Here is a 15,781-nt window from a genome sequence, read left to right on the forward strand (position 1 = left end):
ATGAAATTTATTGTTTCCAGCACCTATTTATTAAAACAACTTCAAGTTTTAGGCGGTGTAATTAATAATTCCAACACCCTCCCAATTCTAGACAACTTTTTGTTTGAACTAAATAATAACGCACTTACTGTATCTGCCAGTGATTTGGAAACCACTATGGCATCTGTACTAAATGTGGAAAGCGACAATCAAGGTCAAGTCGCTATTCCTGCAAAACTATTACTCGATACCCTTAAAACATTTCCTGAGCAACCCCTAACCTTTGTCGTAGAATCAAATAACACTATAGAGATTAGTTCCAATCACGGAAAATACGCCCTAGCCTATGCAAGTGCTGATGAATTTCCAAAGACTGTTGCCTTAGACAATCCTAGTCAAACAATAGTACCGTCAGAAATTTTAGCTACTGCTATAAATAAAACAATTTTCGCAGCAGGAAACGATGACCTAAGACCGGTAATGAGCGGTGTATTTTTTCAATTTTCAACAGAGGGATTGACCTTTGTAGCTACCGATGCGCACAAGCTTGTAAAATACTCACGTACAGATGTTCAGTCCAATGAAACTGCGGAATTTATAATGCCTAAAAAACCATTAAATATTTTAAAAGCTATACTAGCAACAAGTGAAGAAGAGGTAAAGATTGAGTATAACGATTCCAATGCAAAGTTCTCTTTTGGAGACACCGAACTAGTTTGCCGATTGATTGATGGTAAATACCCAAATTATGAAGCAGTGATTCCAAAAGAAAATCCAAACCAATTAACCATCAATAGAAATCAATTTTTAAATTCTGTGCGTCGTGTCTCTATTTTCTCAAACAAAACTACACACCAGATTCGTTTGCGTATAGCGGGTGCAGAACTCAACATATCTGCAGAAGATATCGACTACAGCAACAAAGCAGAAGAGCGTTTAACATGTGATTATCAGGGTGATGATATCCAAATTGGTTTCAATTCACGCTTTCTATCAGAAATGCTCAGCAACATAACAGCAGATGACGTTCAACTCGAAATGAGTCTACCCAACAGAGCTGGTATTTTGACACCAGTCGACGGATTAGAACAAGGTGAGCAGGTAACCATGTTGGTAATGCCGGTTATGCTGAATAGCTAAATTATTTGAAGAAAATACCCTGGATTTTAAATTGCTAATCTGTGGCTGCTTTGTATTGCGGTGGATAGACCTATAGCTCTTAAAAAACTAGCTGTACATTTTCTCTCGAAGTACTTTAATTTTATCATCTTGCATGTACTCATCAAACGTTGTGTGGCGATCTATAACTCCTTTAGGTGTAAGTTCCACAACTCTATTGGCAACAGTTTGCGCAAATTCATGATCGTGGGTCGTAAACAATACTGTTCCCTTGAAGTTTTTGAGTGAATTATTGAATGCCGTAATACTTTCCAAATCCAAGTGGTTGGTGGGTTCATCCAACATCAAAACATTAGCGCGAATCATCATCATGCGCGAAAGCATACAACGCACTTTTTCTCCCCCAGAAAGAACATCAGCAGTTTTAAGCGCTTCTTCACCACTAAAAATCATTTTGCCCAAGAATCCACGAATGTAAACTTCCTCGCGTTCTTCTTCAGTGGTGGCCCACTGACGCAACCAATCAACAAGAGTTAGTTTTTCAGAAAAATATTCGCTATTGTCTAGTGGTAAATACGACTGAGAAGTGGTAACCCCCCAAGCATATTTCCCTATCTTGGCCTCTTGTTTCCCATTGATGATTTCATAGAAAGCTGTTGTCGCTCTAGAATCTTTTGAAAAGACAACCACTTTATCGCCTTTATTTAAATTTAAATCGATGTTTTGAAAGAGCACTTCACCATCCAAATCTGCAGAGAGTTTTTCAACGTTTAAAATCTGATCTCCAGCTTCACGTTCACGCTCAAAAATGATGGCTGGATAGCGACGACTCGATGGGCGAATATCCGCAACATTGAGTTTATCAATCATTTTCTTTCGACTTGTCGCTTGCTTCGATTTTGCAACATTAGCAGAAAAACGACGAATAAACTCCTCTAACTCTTTTTTCTTTTCTTCAGCTTTCTTGTTCTGTTGAGCACGTTGCTTGGCGGCCAATTGAGAGGATTCGTACCAGAAGGTATAATTGCCCGAAAAATGATTTATTTTACTAAAATCTATATCTGAAATATGCGTGCAAACCGCATCCAAAAAGTGACGGTCATGCGAGACTACAATCACACAATTGTCGTAGTTGGCCAAAAAGGTTTCCAGCCATGCTATGGTTTCGTAATCCAAGTCGTTGGTAGGCTCATCCATAATCAGTACGTCTGGCGAACCAAAAAGGGCTTGTGCCAAAAGCACACGAACCTTTTGTTTTCCGTCCAAATCGGCCATAGCAGTGTAGTGTGCATCTTCTTTGATACCTAAATTAGATAACATCGCAGCCGCATCGCTATCGGCATTCCATCCGTCCATTTCTTCATACTGCACTTGCAATTCTCCAATGCGATCGGCATTTGCGTCATTGTAGTCGTTGTAAAGTGCATCAATTTCGGTTTTAATAGCATATAATGGCTTATTCCCCATCAATACAGTTTCTAATACTGTGCTGCTATCGTACAAATTGTGATTTTGCTCTAAAACCGACATACGCTTTCCAGGCTCTAGGTGAACATGCCCAGAAGTTGCTTCTTGTTGACCAGAAATAATTTTTAGAAACGTGGATTTTCCTGCGCCATTGGCACCAATAATGCCGTAGCAATTCCCAGCATTGAATGTAACATTGACTTCGTCAAAAAGAACGCGTTTACCAAATTGTACCGATAAGTTTGAAACTGAAAGCATGTATTTATGTAGTTATTTAGAGTTACCCTAAAACTTCGGCAACTTTTTTACCAATTTCTGCAGGAGAATCTACCACATGCATACCGCATTCGCGCATGATGCGTTTTTTGGCTTGTGCAGTATCATCACTTCCACCAACAATAGCGCCTGCATGTCCCATAGTGCGTCCAGCTGGTGCCGTTTCACCAGCAATAAATCCTACTACAGGTTTTGTACTTCCACTGGCTTTGTACCATTGTGCGGCATCGCCTTCGAGTTGTCCACCAATTTCACCAATCATAACGACACAGTCGGTTTCATCGTCGTTGATAAGAAGCTCTAAAGCTTCTTTGGTAGTGGTGCCAATGATGGGGTCACCTCCAATACCAATGGCAGTAGAAACCCCAAGGCCTTGTTTAACGACCTGATCAGCAGCTTCATAAGTCAATGTTCCCGATTTGGAAACTACACCCACTCTGCCCTTTTCAAATACAAATCCAGGCATGATCCCCACTTTGGCTTCTTCAGGTGTAATAACACCAGGACAGTTTGGTCCGACCAAACGGCAGTTTTTATCTTTTATATAATCTGCAGCTTTAATCATATCAGCTACAGGAATACCTTCTGTTATCGTTATAATCACTTCAATGCCAGCATCAGCCGCTTCCATTATGGCGTCGGCCGCAAAAGCAGGTGGTACAAAAATAATAGTTGTATTGGCAGCTACTTGCTTCACTGCTTCTTCTACAGTATTAAATACTGGGCGATCCAAGTGTGTTTGACCACCTTTTCCAGGGGTTACACCACCAACAATACTTGTACCATAGGCAATCATTTGTTCGGCGTGAAAAGTTCCCTCACTCCCTGTAAATCCTTGAACAATTATTTTTGAATCTTTGTTAACTAAAACGCTCATTGAAGTTTATTTTTTAATTGGTGCAAATGTAATTTTTTGAAGTTGATTTTTAAAATCAATTCTTATTTTTCTTTCAACATTTGTAGCAATTTCGGTAATTGGCGTAGAGCGGCCATTTCTTTTAGGCTGGCCCGCGATTCTTGAATAGGGGTACCAAAATATGTTGTATTACCCGCAACAGATTTAGTTACACCTGTTTGACCCAAAATCACTGCTTTTGCACCAATTGTAATACCGCTATTGGTTCCTACTTGGCCCCATATTGTTACTTCATCTTCAATAATACAACAGCCTGCTATACCAGTTTGTGAGGCAATAAGACATTTTTTTCCGATTACAGTATCATGGCCTACTTGAATTTGATTATCCAATTTAGAACCCTGACCAATGGTTGTATCTGCTGTTACGCCTCTATCTATGGTACAGCCAGAACCTATATGAACGTCATCTTCAATAACTACCCGACCACACGAAAGTAATTGATCATAGCCTTCTGGACGATTTTTGTAATAAAAAGCATCTCCACCTAAAACTGTTCCTGAGCCAATCACTACATTATCGCCTACAATAGCATCAGAAACTATTGTAACATTAGCGTGAATCAAACAATTTTTACCAATCTGGACGTTGGGGCCGATATAAACATTTGGTTGAATATGAGTATCATCACCTATTTTAGCTGATGGATCAATACTTACTGAGGAACGCACAAAAGGTTTGAAATGAGAAGTGAGTACGTTAAAGTCGCGGAATGGATCGTCGCTAATCAAAAGCGCTTTTCCTTCTGGGCAATCAACCTTTTTATTAATCAAGACGACCGTAGCATTAGAATTTAGTGCTTTGTCGTAATACTTAGGGTGATCAACAAAAACAATATCACCAGCGGTCACCACATGAATTTCGTTGATCCCTAAAACAGGAAAATCGTCAGCACCTACATAATTACAATTTAAGAGTGAAGCGATGTGTCTTAAGGTCTGCGGTACGGGAAATTTCATAGAAATTTACTCTTTAACTCGTTCTTTGTAAGTGCCTTTAGCAGTTTCGATTTTGATCTTATCGCCTTCGTTTATGAATAATGGGACGTTTATAGTTGCGCCAGTTTCAACTGTAGCAGGTTTAGTAGCGTTTGTTGCTGTATTGCCTTTGACTCCTGGTTCAGTAGAAGTTACTTCAAGTATAACACTCGCAGGCATATCTACAGAAAGTGGCATATCGTCTTCAGAATTAATAATAACAGTTACAACCTCCCCTTCTTTTAAAAGCCCGGGGTTATCTATAGTATTAACGTTTAATGTAATCTGGTTATAATCTTCAACATTCATGAAATGATACATGTCTCCTTCTGGGTATAGGTATTGAAATTTATGTGTTTCAACACGAACATCCACTATTTTATGTCCTGCAGAAAAAGTATTATCAATAACTTTTCCTGTGGTTACACTTTTAAGTTTTGTTCGTACAAAAGCAGGGCCCTTTCCTGGTTTAACGTGTAAAAATTCAATAATTTTAAAAATATCGTGGTTGTAGCGAATGCATAAACCGTTTCTGATGTCTGATGTGTTTGCCATAATATTAATTTGATTTAAAATAACCCTTCATGATTCCACGGTGCGAATTTTTGATAAATTGTAAAATTTCATCCCGCTCCGGTGTGGCCTCCATTTCAGCTTCAATAATGGATGAAGCTTGAGTGTTATTATAATTTTTTTGATAGAGCAATCTGTAAATTCCTTGAATTTCTCTAATTTTCTCTGTGCTGTATCCTCTACGGCGCAGTCCAACAGAATTGATCCCAACGTAAGACAAAGGCTCACGTGCCGCCTTAACAAATGGTGGAACATCTTTGCGTACCAACGATCCACCGGTCACAAAAGCGTGGTTTCCAATAGAACAAAACTGATGTACAGCGGTCATACCAGCAAGCACCACATAATCACCAACATTAATGTGACCTGCTAGAGTACTGTTATTTGAAAAAATACAATTCTTCCCAACAACGCAGTCATGAGCAATGTGACAATAGGCCATGATTAAGCAATTATCACCAATTACCGTTTTCATTCGGTCAGTAGTACCTCTATTGATTGTAACACATTCTCGTATGGTGACATTATCGCCGATAACTGTAGTAGTATCTTCATCATTGTATTTTAAATCTTGAGGATTTGCTGAAATGACAGATCCAGGAAAAATATTACAATTTTTTCCGATCCTTGCTCCTTCCATTATTGTTACATTGGACCCAATCCATGAACCTTCGCCAATAACCACATTATTGTTGATGGTTGTAAAGGGTTCTATGACAACGTTTTTTGCGATTTTGGCGCCTGGATGAACGTATGCTAGTGGTTGATTCATTCGTTTGTTTTTATACTATTTTACCTTAGAAATTTGAGCCATTAATTCGGCTTCTGCACACAATTTACCGTTAGCATAAGCATAGCCTTGCATGTGGCAAATGCCCCTGCGAATTGGCGTTATGAGCGAGCAACTAAATATAAGTGTGTCTCCAGGTACTACTTTTTGTTTGAACTTCACTTTATCTATTTTCATAAAAAACGTGAGGTAATTTTCTGGATCTGGCACTGTATTAAGAACCAGAATACCACCCGTTTGTGCCATTGCTTCAACAATGAGTACTCCGGGCATTACAGGTGCACCAGGAAAATGTCCTTGAAAAAAGGACTCGTTCATTGTAACATTTTTGGAACCAATCACATGATTTGGCGAGAGCTCAAATACTTTGTCAATTAACAAAAATGGTGGACGGTGTGGCAACATATCCATAATGGCATTCACATCCATAACTGGAGTTTGATTCAAATCAACCGCAGGCATTTTATTTCGTCGTTCTATTTTTATAATCTTGGCCATTTTCTTTGCGAATTGAGTATTGACAAAGTGCCCCGGTTTATTAGCAATAACTTTACCCTGCAAGCGAATACCGGTTAGAGCCAGATCACCAATAACGTCTAAAAGCTTGTGTCGTGCAGCTTCATTAGGATAATGTAAGGTTAAATTATCTAAAATCCCGTTTGGTTTTACTGAAATTGAATCTTTATTAAAAGCGACTTTTAGCTTTTCCATAGTTTCTTTCGAGAGCGGTTTGTCAACGTATACAATAGCATTGTTAAGATCCCCACCTTTAATTAAGCCATGCTCAAGGAGCATTTCTAATTCGTGTAAGAAACTAAAGGTTCTAGAAGCCGCAATATCTTTTTTAAAGTTCGAAAGCTTTTGGAGTGTAGCATTTTGCGTTCCTAGTACTTTGGTGCCAAAATCAACCATAGTCGTTACCTGATACTCATCAGATGGAATGATAGTAATATCACTCCCTGTTTCTTCATCAATATACGATATTACATCTTTGACTATGTAAACTTCTCTAAAAGCATCTAATTCCTCTATGCCAGCTTGTTCAAGAGCTTCTATGAAAAATTTAGACGATCCGTCCATAATGGGAGGTTCAGAAGCATTCAATTCAATTATGGCGTTGTCGATTTCCAATCCCACTAAGGCAGCAAGTACGTGTTCGCTAGTTTGAATAGAAACACCATTTTTTTCTAAACAAGTTCCTCTTTGTGTACTCGTTACAAAATTAGCATCAGCCTTGATGATAGGCTCACCCTCCAAATCTACTCTTTTGAAAGCATAACCAAAGTTTGGTTCTGCGGGCAAAAAAGTAAGCCTTACGTTATTACCTGTGTGTAATCCTACTCCTTCTAGCGTAATTGGATTAGAAATTGTTGTTTGTTTAGATTGGGTTTTTGTAATCATTTTTTTATTTGTTTTTCAAGCTCAGTAATTGTTTTTGCAATCTGAGGTAGGTTTTTAAAATGAACATAGGATTTGTAGTAATCACCATAACCAATCGCAGGAGTACCCTGCAAAACTTCGTTGTCTGAAACGTTTTTTGAAATTCCTGATTGTCCCTGGATTTTTACCTTATTTCCTATAGTAATATGTCCAGCAATACCAACTTGGCCACCAATTTGACAATAGGCACCAATTTTAGTTGAGCCTGCAATTCCCGTTTGAGCAGCAATAACAGTATGTTCCCCTATAACTACATTGTGAGCAATTTGGATTTGATTATCCAATTTCACTCCTCTTCTAATGATGGTGGAACCTAAAGTTGCACGATCAATTGTTGTCGCAGCTCCTATGTCTACGTTATCTTCAATAACGACATTCCCAATTTGAGGAACCTTGTCGTAAACTCCTTTTTCATTTGGAGAGAACCCAAAACCATCGGCGCCAATAACAACAGATGCATCAATGTTACAATGATTACCAACTATACAGTCAGAGTATATTTTAACACCCGCCATGACTGTAGTATTATCTCCAATTACGACATTGTCACCAATGTAACAATTAGGGTAAATTTTGACATTATTTCCTATATGAACATTTTCGCCTATTGAAGTAAATGCACCAATATAAATTTGATCTCCATAGACTGCACTATCCGCAATTGAAATTGGCGCTTCGATACCAAGTTTGTTGTTTTTGATCAAATTGTAATGCTCCAAAAGTTTTGAAAATGCAGTATACGCATTGGCAACTTTCACTAGAGTAGTTGAAATTTCTTTCTCAGCAACAAAATCGTGATCTACAATAGTAACAGAAGCGTGGGTGGAATAAATGAAAGGAGTGTATTTAGGATTGGACAAAAAAGTAAGAGATCCGGCTTCACCATCTTCAATCTTAGAAAGAGTGTGGACTTCTACGTTTTCATCGCCAACGACTTCTCCGTTGAGCAATTCGGCTATTTGATTAGCTGTAAATTTCATTCAACTGCAAAAGTAAAAAAAATAATCATAGCAACTCTTTTGGAAAGCAGATATAATGCCTTTTTACTGTTTTAGACAGGCCTTTTAAATTTAGGTTATCGGAAGCATCGATGACATCAGAAATACTACCGTCTTTGTGTAAAATTGATATTCCATCATCGTGAGGTGTGTAGCCTGTATTTTTAATTGACCCTGAAAAAACAAAATATGCAACATCAGCAGCTTGATTGTCTGTTTGTGCTATCCACTGCTTTTTTAATCTGTCAAGCTCACTTTGTATTTGGTTTTTTTTGTAAAATTTAATCTTAAGTAATTTACGTTCTAAAAGGCGAGCAGACATGTTCCTAAGGACATCATCAGAGTGATTTTGCCATGATTTCAGGGCAGCAATAATGTCATAATCGTCCAATTTAGAAAATTGTTCCAAAACAGAAGTGTCAAAATTTGTTGGGTTTATAGTTTCCTCAAGAAAAAATCCAAAGGCGGAACTCACATTTAAGGCTACTGATTGTTGCGCAAGTTGTTTTGCCCGCTTCAATACATTGATGATCATTTGTTCAGCAACTAAACTAGTTTTGTGAAGGTAGACTTGCCAATACATTAAACGACGTGAAGTAAGAAATTTTTCAATTGAATAAATACCTTTCTTTTCAATAACCAAGTGGTCGTCGACAACATTCATCATAGAAATTAAGCGTTCACTATTTATATTTCCTTCTGAAACACCAGTGTAAAAACTATCGCGCTTCAAATAATCCGAACGATCCATATCTAATTGACTTGAAATCAATTGACCAAAAAATTGACGTGAATAATCCCCTTTAAACATTGTAATGGCTAAACTTAATCTACCATCAAACTCATTATTTAAATCTTGCATGAAACGAAGAGATATGGACTCATGGCTTATTTCATGAACAATGCTGTGTTCCATGGCGTGGCTAAATGGACCATGACCAATATCGTGTAATAATATGGCAATATAAAGTGCATTTTCTTCTTGATTAGAAATAGAAATTCCTTTAAACTTTAAAATACGGACTACTTTTTGCATCAAGTGCAAACAGCCTAAAGCATGATGAAATCTTGTGTGGTGCGCACCTGGATAAACTAAATAAGATAATCCCATTTGAGAAATCCTACGCAAACGCTGGAAATAGGGATGCGCGATGAGATCAAAAATTAAAGGATTTGGAATTGTAATAAATCCATATATTGGATCGTTAAATATTTTGAGCTTATTGCTGGTATTCAAACTAATTTAGTTTTATTTTGTGTCCTGAGGGGGAAACATATTTATATTAGCGTAAAAGTAATAAAATCAGAACATATACAATTAATTAGAAGGAGTTTATGAGCAGTATACATATTTTGTGGGTTGATGATGAAATTTCACACCTAAAACCACATATTATTTTTTTGGAACAAAAAAACTATAAAATCACTCCATGTACAAACGGTTCAGATGCTCTTGAAGTATTTGCCGAAAATAATTTTGATATCATCTTTTTAGATGAAAATATGCCCGGGCTTTCTGGATTAGACACCCTGTCTGAACTAAAAAAACTAAATGCAAATATTCCTGTGGTGATGATCACAAAAAGCGAGGAAGAATATATAATGGAAGAGGCCATTGGAAGCAAAATTGCTGATTATCTGATTAAGCCTGTCAACCCTAACCAAATCCTTTTGAGTTTAAAAAAGAATTTAGATCACAGCCGTTTGGTTTCTGAAAAAACATCGTCCAGCTACCTTCAAGAGTTTAGAGAAATTTCACTTGAGATGATGGGGCTTAAAACAACAGAAGATTGGAAGGATTTATACCAAAAGTTGACGTTTTGGGAATTAAAATTGGAGGATTCACAAGATCCCACACTTACAGAAATTCTCGAAGCACAAAAAACGGAAGCCAACCAGCAGTTTGGTAAATTTATTGAAAATAATTATGCCTCTTGGTTTGAAGGTGATGAAGGCCCTACACTATCACATAATCTATTTAAATCGAAGATTGTGCCGCATCTATCCACAAGCCAACCTACTCTACTTGTTGTGGTTGACAATTTGCGCTATGATCAGTGGAAAGCTATTGAATCGAATGTAAACAAGCACTACAAAACAACAGAAAACAGCATGTATTACAGTATTTTACCTACCGCTACTCAATATGCGCGAAATGCACTTTTTTCGGGATTAATGCCCAAACAAATGGAAACACTTTATCCAAATTACTGGAAAAACGACACAGATGAGGGCGGGAAAAATTTATATGAAGATAAATTTTTAGCTGAGCAACTAAAAAGGTTGAATCTTAATCATCTTACACACGAGTATGTCAAAATTACAAATCTAAAGGCCGGTAAAAGATTGGCAGATAATTTTAAGTCAAAAGCGAAAAATGACCTCACGGTTTTGGTCTACAATTTTGTAGATATGCTCTCTCATTCAAAAACAGAAATGGAAGTGGTAAAAGAACTTGCATCTGATGACAAGGGATACCGATCGCTGACGCAAAGCTGGTTCAAAAATTCTCCTTTGATTGATATTATAAAACAAGCGCAAGAACTCAATTTCAAGCTTATTGTCACTACAGACCACGGGACCATAAACGTAAAGACTCCGTCAAAGGTAATAGGAGATCGAGAAACTAGTTTAAACCTTCGCTACAAAACGGGACGTAGTTTGAGTTACGAAAATAGAGATGTTTTGTCGGTAAAAGACCCAAAGTCAATTGGCCTGCCCTCTATTTCAATGAATAGTTCTTTTATTTTTGCTAAAGAAAATTCTTTTTTTGCTTATCCTAACAACTACAATCATTACGTTAGCTACTACAGAAATTCATACCAACACGGAGGAATATCATTAGAAGAAATACTCATTCCATTTGCCGTATTAACCCCTAGATAAAAAGCAATGAAAAAGATCTTTAAATTAGAAAATATAGATCAAATTGCACAGGAACTTAAAGAAATGTTCAGTAGAAAAATTGTGCTTTTTAATGGCGAAATGGGTGCAGGCAAAACCACACTCATAAGCGCTATTGTCCGTGCGCTGGGTCATAGTGAAGAAACCTCTAGCCCTACCTTCTCAATAGTGAATGAATATAAACTTGAAAATGGATACGTATATCATTTTGATTTTTATAGAATTAAAAATCATTACGAAGCATTAGATATCGGAATTGACGACTATTTTTTTTCTGGGTATTGGAATTTTATTGAGTGGCCTGAAAAAATTACGAATTTACTCCCTAAAGAAGTTATGGTTGTCAATTTAGAGATTATAAGTACTACCGAGCGCAGTATAGAATGTTTTGAATCCGAAGTATTATAAATAGGTCTAAAAATAATTGTAATTTGCAATAACATTATAAAAATTATGCAACAACCAATCTCTCCTTTTTCCAAAGCCCAACTACTGCCTAAAGAAGAGCGCCTAGAGGTTTCTAATCACAATGCTAAGCTAAATATCGGGCTACCAAAAGAACGATCATTTCAAGAAAAACGGATTTGCTTGACACCCGATGCTGTTTCAGCTCTAACTAGCAATGGGCATCGAATACTTATAGAATCTGGCGCTGGACTAGATGCCGCATTTGATGATAAAGAATACAGTGAGGCAGGTGCTGAAATTACAACAGATACCGCAAAAGTATTCGCTTGTCCAATGATTCTAAAGGTTGAACCACCAACACTAAATGAGATTGAACTTATCAAACCCAATACTATTTTATTGTCGGCACTACAACTAAAAATGCAACAAAAGAGCTATTTTGAAGCCTTGTCACGAAAGAAAATAACTGCTCTTGGATTCGAATTCATCAAAGATAGTGAAGGAGCATTTCCAGCAGTACGTCAACTTAGTGAAATTGCAGGTACTGCTTCAATTCTAATTGCTTCAGAGATCATGTCTATTACCAACCAAGGCAATGGTTTATTGTTAGGAAATATAAGCGGAGTTCCGCCTACAGAAGTTGTTGTTATTGGCGCTGGTGTTGTCGGTGAATTTGCTACAAAATCTGCTCTGGGACTTGGCGCTAATGTGAAAGTTTTTGATGGATCTATCTCTAAGTTAAGAACACTACAAGCCAATGTAGGACAACGAATATACACCTCTACCATGCAGCCCAAAAACCTAATGAAAGCACTCATGCGTTGTGATGTTGCTGTTGGTGCAACAAAAGGAAAAAACAGGTCGCCTATTTTGGTAAATGAAGCCATGGTAGAATCGATGAAACAGGGGGCTATTGTGATTGATGTAAGTATAGATATGGGCGGATGCTTTGAAACTAGTGAGCTCACCACACATGACAGCCCCACATTTGAAAAACATGGCGTAATACATTACTGTGTGCCTAATATACCTGCACGCTATTCTAGAACATCCTCAGTGTCTCTAAGTAATATTTTTACGTCTTATCTTCTTAAAATTGGAGAGGTTGGTGGACTTGAGAATGCAATCCGTCAAGACCATGGACTTAAAAACGGAATTTATGTCTACCACGGTGTCATAACAAATAAAAGTGTTTCCAACTGGTTCGACTTGGATTGTAGCGATTTGAACCTGTTAATTTTTTAAATTTTAAATATGAAATTTATACATCGCCTTGGATTTTATCTCGGAGGATTCTCAATTGGTTTAGTTTTTTTAATGTTTTTCTTAAGTGGTAAAAAAACCAGTTGTGCCTACGGTCCAAACGCAAGAGTCTTAAAGAATATCACAAGCAAAACACTAGTAATCAATCCAAATGTCAAATCTGATTTATCAGCTCTAAGTGTAGACTCTCTTCAAGTTGATATGATTCTTAAAAAAGGAAATGTAAATTTCGCTAAGAGTGACACTTCTAAGGAACAATGCAAACGCTATACAATTGAATATGACTCTTTAGAAATTCTTGTAGAGAACTGTATTTTAGAAGCAAATTTATTAGAAGTAAGCAAAAAACAAAATTAAGATTTACGGCGTTTCTTTTCTTGTTTGATGAGCGATAATTCTCTGTTGGTCTGACCAGCAACCGAAGTGTTCTCTTCTGCCCTTCGAATCAAATAAGGCATCACATCACGTACCGGGCCATAAGGTAAATACTTTGCGATGTTATAATTAGCTTTAGCCAAATTATAACTAATATGGTCACTCATTCCAAACAATTGTCCAAACCAAATTCGCGGATCATCAATGTCAATCTTCAATTCATGCATAAGTTTAAGTGCCAAATGTGTGCTATATTCGTTGTGTGTTCCCAAAAATACAGCGGCATGATCTAAATTCTTGAGAATATATTTTAAACAATTATTAAACTGATCATCAGTAGCAGATTTTGTGAGGCATATGGGTGAATTATAATTAAGCCTTTTTGCGCGTTCGCGCTCCTTTTCCATATAAGCACCTCGAACTAGCTTAAAGCCAAGCTTAAAACCCTCTTTCTTGGCTTTATGGTTAAGTTTTTTAAGGTACGCTAATCGATCCCAACGATAAGCCTGTATGGTGTTGTATACAACTACTTCATCAGTGTTGTATTGACGCATGAGCTCTAAAAGTAAATCATCAGCTGCATTTTGCATCCAACTTTCTTCAGCATCAACAAGAATAGAAATATTTTTTTCTTGTCCACATTGGCAAATCCGATGAAATCGTTCTTTAATTCGACTCCATTCGATCAGCTCTTTTTCGTCTAAAGGAATAGATGCACTTATTTTTTTATAAATTTCAAAACGGCCAACTGCGGTAGGTTTAAACACCGCAAACGGCATAGCCTCTTTTTGATGAGCAAAATCTACTAGAGCACACATTTGTTCAAGAATAAGATCAAACTGCTCTTCTTCTTGCTTACCTTCAACAGAATAATCCAAAACACTATACACGCCACTTTCAAACATTTGATCAATTTTAGGTATGCAATCCTCAGCATTAACCCCACCACAGAAATGATCAAATACAGTAGCGCGGATGAGTCCTTCAACAGGTAAATGTGTTTTTAGTGCAAAATTAGTTGCTGCAGTTCCAATTCGTACCAATGGCTCATTGGCGATCATTTTGAATAAGAAATAGGCCCGATCCAAGGCAGCATCGGATTTCAGATGAAATGCTATCTCGGTATTGCTAAAATCAACTTTTGCATGTGGCATGCTTAAAAAAACCTTTTTTGTTCGTTCAAAATTATTAAATCTTAATAAATTTCATACTATATTTGGGCTATAAAATGGAATCAATACAAACAGCATCTTACGCCATTCACTTCAATGCCTCTGCATACGAAGCACTCACTGCTTATTTAAGCGAAAATAACTTTTCGAAAATAATAATTCTGGTAGATGAAAATACACACGAGCACTGTTTGAGCCATTTTTTAAGTAATACTCATTTTGATTCCTCACCAGAAATCATTGAAATACCACAGGGTGAGGTAAACAAAACCATTGGGACTTGCTTAGAAGTATGGCGCAGTTTATCTGAACTATCGGCCGATCGCCAGTCACTTCTAATAAACCTTGGTGGTGGTGTAGTCACTGATCTTGGAGGCTTTGTGGCTTCAACGTTTAAACGCGGTATAAAATTTATCAATGTCCCAACATCTCTTTTGGCAATGGTGGATGCATCAGTTGGTGGAAAAACTGGAGTTGATCTTGATCTTTCAAAAAATCAAATAGGTACGATTACTTTTGCTGATATGGTTCTTGTGGATCCAGAATTTTTAGATACACTCCCTCAAAATGAATTACGCTCTGGTTTTGCTGAAATGCTTAAACACGGGCTAATTCGCGATAAAAAATATTGGGAACAGTTGCGTGACCTAAGTGAACTAACACTAGATGACTTAGAGACATTAATCTACCACTCAATTGCAATAAAAAATGAGATTGTAAAGGCAGATCCAAGAGAACTCGGGGCACGGAAATTTTTAAATTTCGGACATACACTTGGACATGCTATTGAATCGTACTGTTTAGACAAAGGTGAAGTCATTACCCTTTTACACGGAGAGGCCATCGCCATCGGCATGGTATTGGAGGGTTATATCTCTAAAAAATTATGTGGACTTCCCGATGAAGAACTTCAACAAATTAAAACTACATTAAAATCAATGTATCCCTCCATGAGGTTTGATGCCGATAGTATCAATCAAATAGTTGCTTTGATGCAATCTGACAAAAAAAACAGCCACGGTCGTGTAAAGTTTGTATTACTGAAGACCATTGGGCAATGCCAAATGGATGTAGAAGTTCATGAAGAGGTACTTATGGAAGCTTTCACATATTACTCCGCATAA

15 protein-coding genes are annotated in these 15,781 nt (G+C 37.2%); 6 read left to right on the top strand and 9 right to left on the bottom strand.

Annotation, left to right across the window (positions count from 1 at the left end):
* On the top strand, nt 1-1,119 hold the full coding sequence (gene dnaN, locus FORMA_RS00005; RefSeq protein ID WP_069673730.1) for a DNA polymerase III subunit beta: 1,119 nt from the start codon (nt 1-3) through the stop codon (nt 1,117-1,119).
* A gap of 87 nt (nt 1,120-1,206) precedes the next feature.
* On the opposite strand, the gene FORMA_RS00010 is transcribed toward dnaN, so the two are convergent.
* The 8 genes from FORMA_RS00010 to FORMA_RS00045 form a co-directional block, all read right to left on the bottom strand.
* Entirely contained in the window at nt 1,207-2,823 is a 1,617-nt protein-coding gene (locus FORMA_RS00010) for an ABC-F family ATP-binding cassette domain-containing protein (protein ID WP_069673731.1), read from the bottom strand.
* Nucleotides 2,824-2,845: 22 nt separating this feature from the next.
* Entirely contained in the window at nt 2,846-3,718 is an 873-nt protein-coding gene (gene sucD / locus FORMA_RS00015; RefSeq protein WP_069673732.1) for a succinate--CoA ligase subunit alpha, read from the bottom strand.
* A gap of 62 nt (nt 3,719-3,780) precedes the next feature.
* Nucleotides 3,781-4,716, bottom strand: coding sequence for a UDP-3-O-(3-hydroxymyristoyl)glucosamine N-acyltransferase (locus FORMA_RS00020; protein ID WP_069673733.1), 936 nt, complete (start codon nt 4,714-4,716; stop codon nt 3,781-3,783).
* Between the two features lie 6 nt (nt 4,717-4,722).
* Nucleotides 4,723-5,289, bottom strand: a complete 567-nt coding sequence (gene efp / locus FORMA_RS00025; protein ID WP_069673734.1) for an elongation factor P — start codon at nt 5,287-5,289, stop codon at nt 4,723-4,725.
* Between the two features lie 4 nt (nt 5,290-5,293).
* The gene (gene lpxA / locus FORMA_RS00030; RefSeq protein WP_069673735.1) at nt 5,294-6,079 is read right to left on the bottom strand and encodes an acyl-ACP--UDP-N-acetylglucosamine O-acyltransferase; all 786 of its coding nucleotides are present in this window, start codon (nt 6,077-6,079) and stop codon (nt 5,294-5,296) included.
* 15 nt (nt 6,080-6,094) lie between these two features.
* The gene (locus tag FORMA_RS00035) at nt 6,095-7,498 is read right to left on the bottom strand and encodes a bifunctional UDP-3-O-[3-hydroxymyristoyl] N-acetylglucosamine deacetylase/3-hydroxyacyl-ACP dehydratase (RefSeq protein WP_069673736.1); all 1,404 of its coding nucleotides are present in this window, start codon (nt 7,496-7,498) and stop codon (nt 6,095-6,097) included.
* On the bottom strand, nt 7,495-8,517 hold the full coding sequence (gene lpxD, locus FORMA_RS00040) for a UDP-3-O-(3-hydroxymyristoyl)glucosamine N-acyltransferase (protein WP_069673737.1): 1,023 nt from the start codon (nt 8,515-8,517) through the stop codon (nt 7,495-7,497). The genes FORMA_RS00035 and lpxD overlap by 4 nt, the downstream gene beginning before the upstream one ends.
* A gap of 25 nt (nt 8,518-8,542) precedes the next feature.
* Nucleotides 8,543-9,772, bottom strand: coding sequence for an HD domain-containing protein (locus tag FORMA_RS00045; protein ID WP_069673738.1), 1,230 nt, complete (start codon nt 9,770-9,772; stop codon nt 8,543-8,545).
* A gap of 98 nt (nt 9,773-9,870) precedes the next feature.
* On the opposite strand from FORMA_RS00045, the gene FORMA_RS00050 reads away from it, so the two are divergent.
* Genes FORMA_RS00050 through FORMA_RS00065 form a run of 4 tightly spaced genes read left to right on the top strand, consistent with a single transcriptional unit; the run spans nt 9,871 to nt 13,467 of the window.
* Complete coding sequence (locus FORMA_RS00050) at nt 9,871-11,421, top strand: T9SS response regulator signal transducer PorX (protein ID WP_069673739.1); 1,551 nt, start codon at nt 9,871-9,873, stop codon at nt 11,419-11,421.
* Between the two features lie 6 nt (nt 11,422-11,427).
* Nucleotides 11,428-11,847, top strand: coding sequence for a tRNA (adenosine(37)-N6)-threonylcarbamoyltransferase complex ATPase subunit type 1 TsaE (gene tsaE, locus FORMA_RS00055; protein WP_069673740.1), 420 nt, complete (start codon nt 11,428-11,430; stop codon nt 11,845-11,847).
* A 45-nt stretch (nt 11,848-11,892) separates the two neighbouring features.
* Nucleotides 11,893-13,092: an alanine dehydrogenase gene (locus FORMA_RS00060; protein WP_069673741.1), complete on the top strand. Its 1,200-nt coding sequence runs from the start codon at nt 11,893-11,895 to the stop codon at nt 13,090-13,092.
* A gap of 9 nt (nt 13,093-13,101) precedes the next feature.
* A complete protein-coding gene (locus tag FORMA_RS00065) occupies nt 13,102-13,467 on the top strand; it encodes a hypothetical protein (protein ID WP_069673742.1) in 366 nt (121 codons plus the stop codon).
* Here the strand turns inward: FORMA_RS00065 and FORMA_RS00070 are convergent.
* Nucleotides 13,464-14,639, bottom strand: a complete 1,176-nt coding sequence (locus FORMA_RS00070) for a proline dehydrogenase family protein (RefSeq protein ID WP_069673743.1) — start codon at nt 14,637-14,639, stop codon at nt 13,464-13,466. The genes FORMA_RS00065 and FORMA_RS00070 overlap by 4 nt on opposite strands.
* A gap of 74 nt (nt 14,640-14,713) precedes the next feature.
* Here FORMA_RS00070 and aroB point away from each other — a divergent pair, with 74 nt between their 5' ends.
* Nucleotides 14,714-15,781, top strand: a complete 1,068-nt coding sequence (gene aroB, locus FORMA_RS00075; RefSeq protein ID WP_069673744.1) for a 3-dehydroquinate synthase — start codon at nt 14,714-14,716, stop codon at nt 15,779-15,781.

This window comes from Formosa sp. Hel3_A1_48 (assembly GCF_001735715.1).
GTDB lineage: Bacteria > Bacteroidota > Bacteroidia > Flavobacteriales > Flavobacteriaceae > UBA3537.

Bases quoted from the DNA above. Each gene is read 5' to 3' on its own strand.
- dnaN (WP_069673730.1), top strand. From the start codon at position 1: ATGAAATTTATTGTTTCCAGCACCTATTTATTAAAACAACTTCAAGTT.
- FORMA_RS00010 (WP_069673731.1), bottom strand. From the start codon at position 2,823: ATGCTTTCAGTTTCAAACTTATCGGTACAATTTGGTAAACGCGTTCTT.
- sucD (WP_069673732.1), bottom strand. From the start codon at position 3,718: ATGAGCGTTTTAGTTAACAAAGATTCAAAAATAATTGTTCAAGGATTT.
- FORMA_RS00020 (WP_069673733.1), bottom strand. From the start codon at position 4,716: ATGAAATTTCCCGTACCGCAGACCTTAAGACACATCGCTTCACTCTTA.
- efp (WP_069673734.1), bottom strand. From the start codon at position 5,289: ATGGCAAACACATCAGACATCAGAAACGGTTTATGCATTCGCTACAAC.
- lpxA (WP_069673735.1), bottom strand. From the start codon at position 6,079: ATGAATCAACCACTAGCATACGTTCATCCAGGCGCCAAAATCGCAAAA.
- FORMA_RS00035 (WP_069673736.1), bottom strand. From the start codon at position 7,498: ATGATTACAAAAACCCAATCTAAACAAACAACAATTTCTAATCCAATT.
- lpxD (WP_069673737.1), bottom strand. From the start codon at position 8,517: ATGAAATTTACAGCTAATCAAATAGCCGAATTGCTCAACGGAGAAGTC.
- FORMA_RS00050 (WP_069673739.1), top strand. From the start codon at position 9,871: ATGAGCAGTATACATATTTTGTGGGTTGATGATGAAATTTCACACCTA.
- tsaE (WP_069673740.1), top strand. From the start codon at position 11,428: ATGAAAAAGATCTTTAAATTAGAAAATATAGATCAAATTGCACAGGAA.
- FORMA_RS00060 (WP_069673741.1), top strand. From the start codon at position 11,893: ATGCAACAACCAATCTCTCCTTTTTCCAAAGCCCAACTACTGCCTAAA.
- FORMA_RS00065 (WP_069673742.1), top strand. From the start codon at position 13,102: ATGAAATTTATACATCGCCTTGGATTTTATCTCGGAGGATTCTCAATT.
- FORMA_RS00070 (WP_069673743.1), bottom strand. From the start codon at position 14,639: ATGCCACATGCAAAAGTTGATTTTAGCAATACCGAGATAGCATTTCAT.
- aroB (WP_069673744.1), top strand. From the start codon at position 14,714: ATGGAATCAATACAAACAGCATCTTACGCCATTCACTTCAATGCCTCT.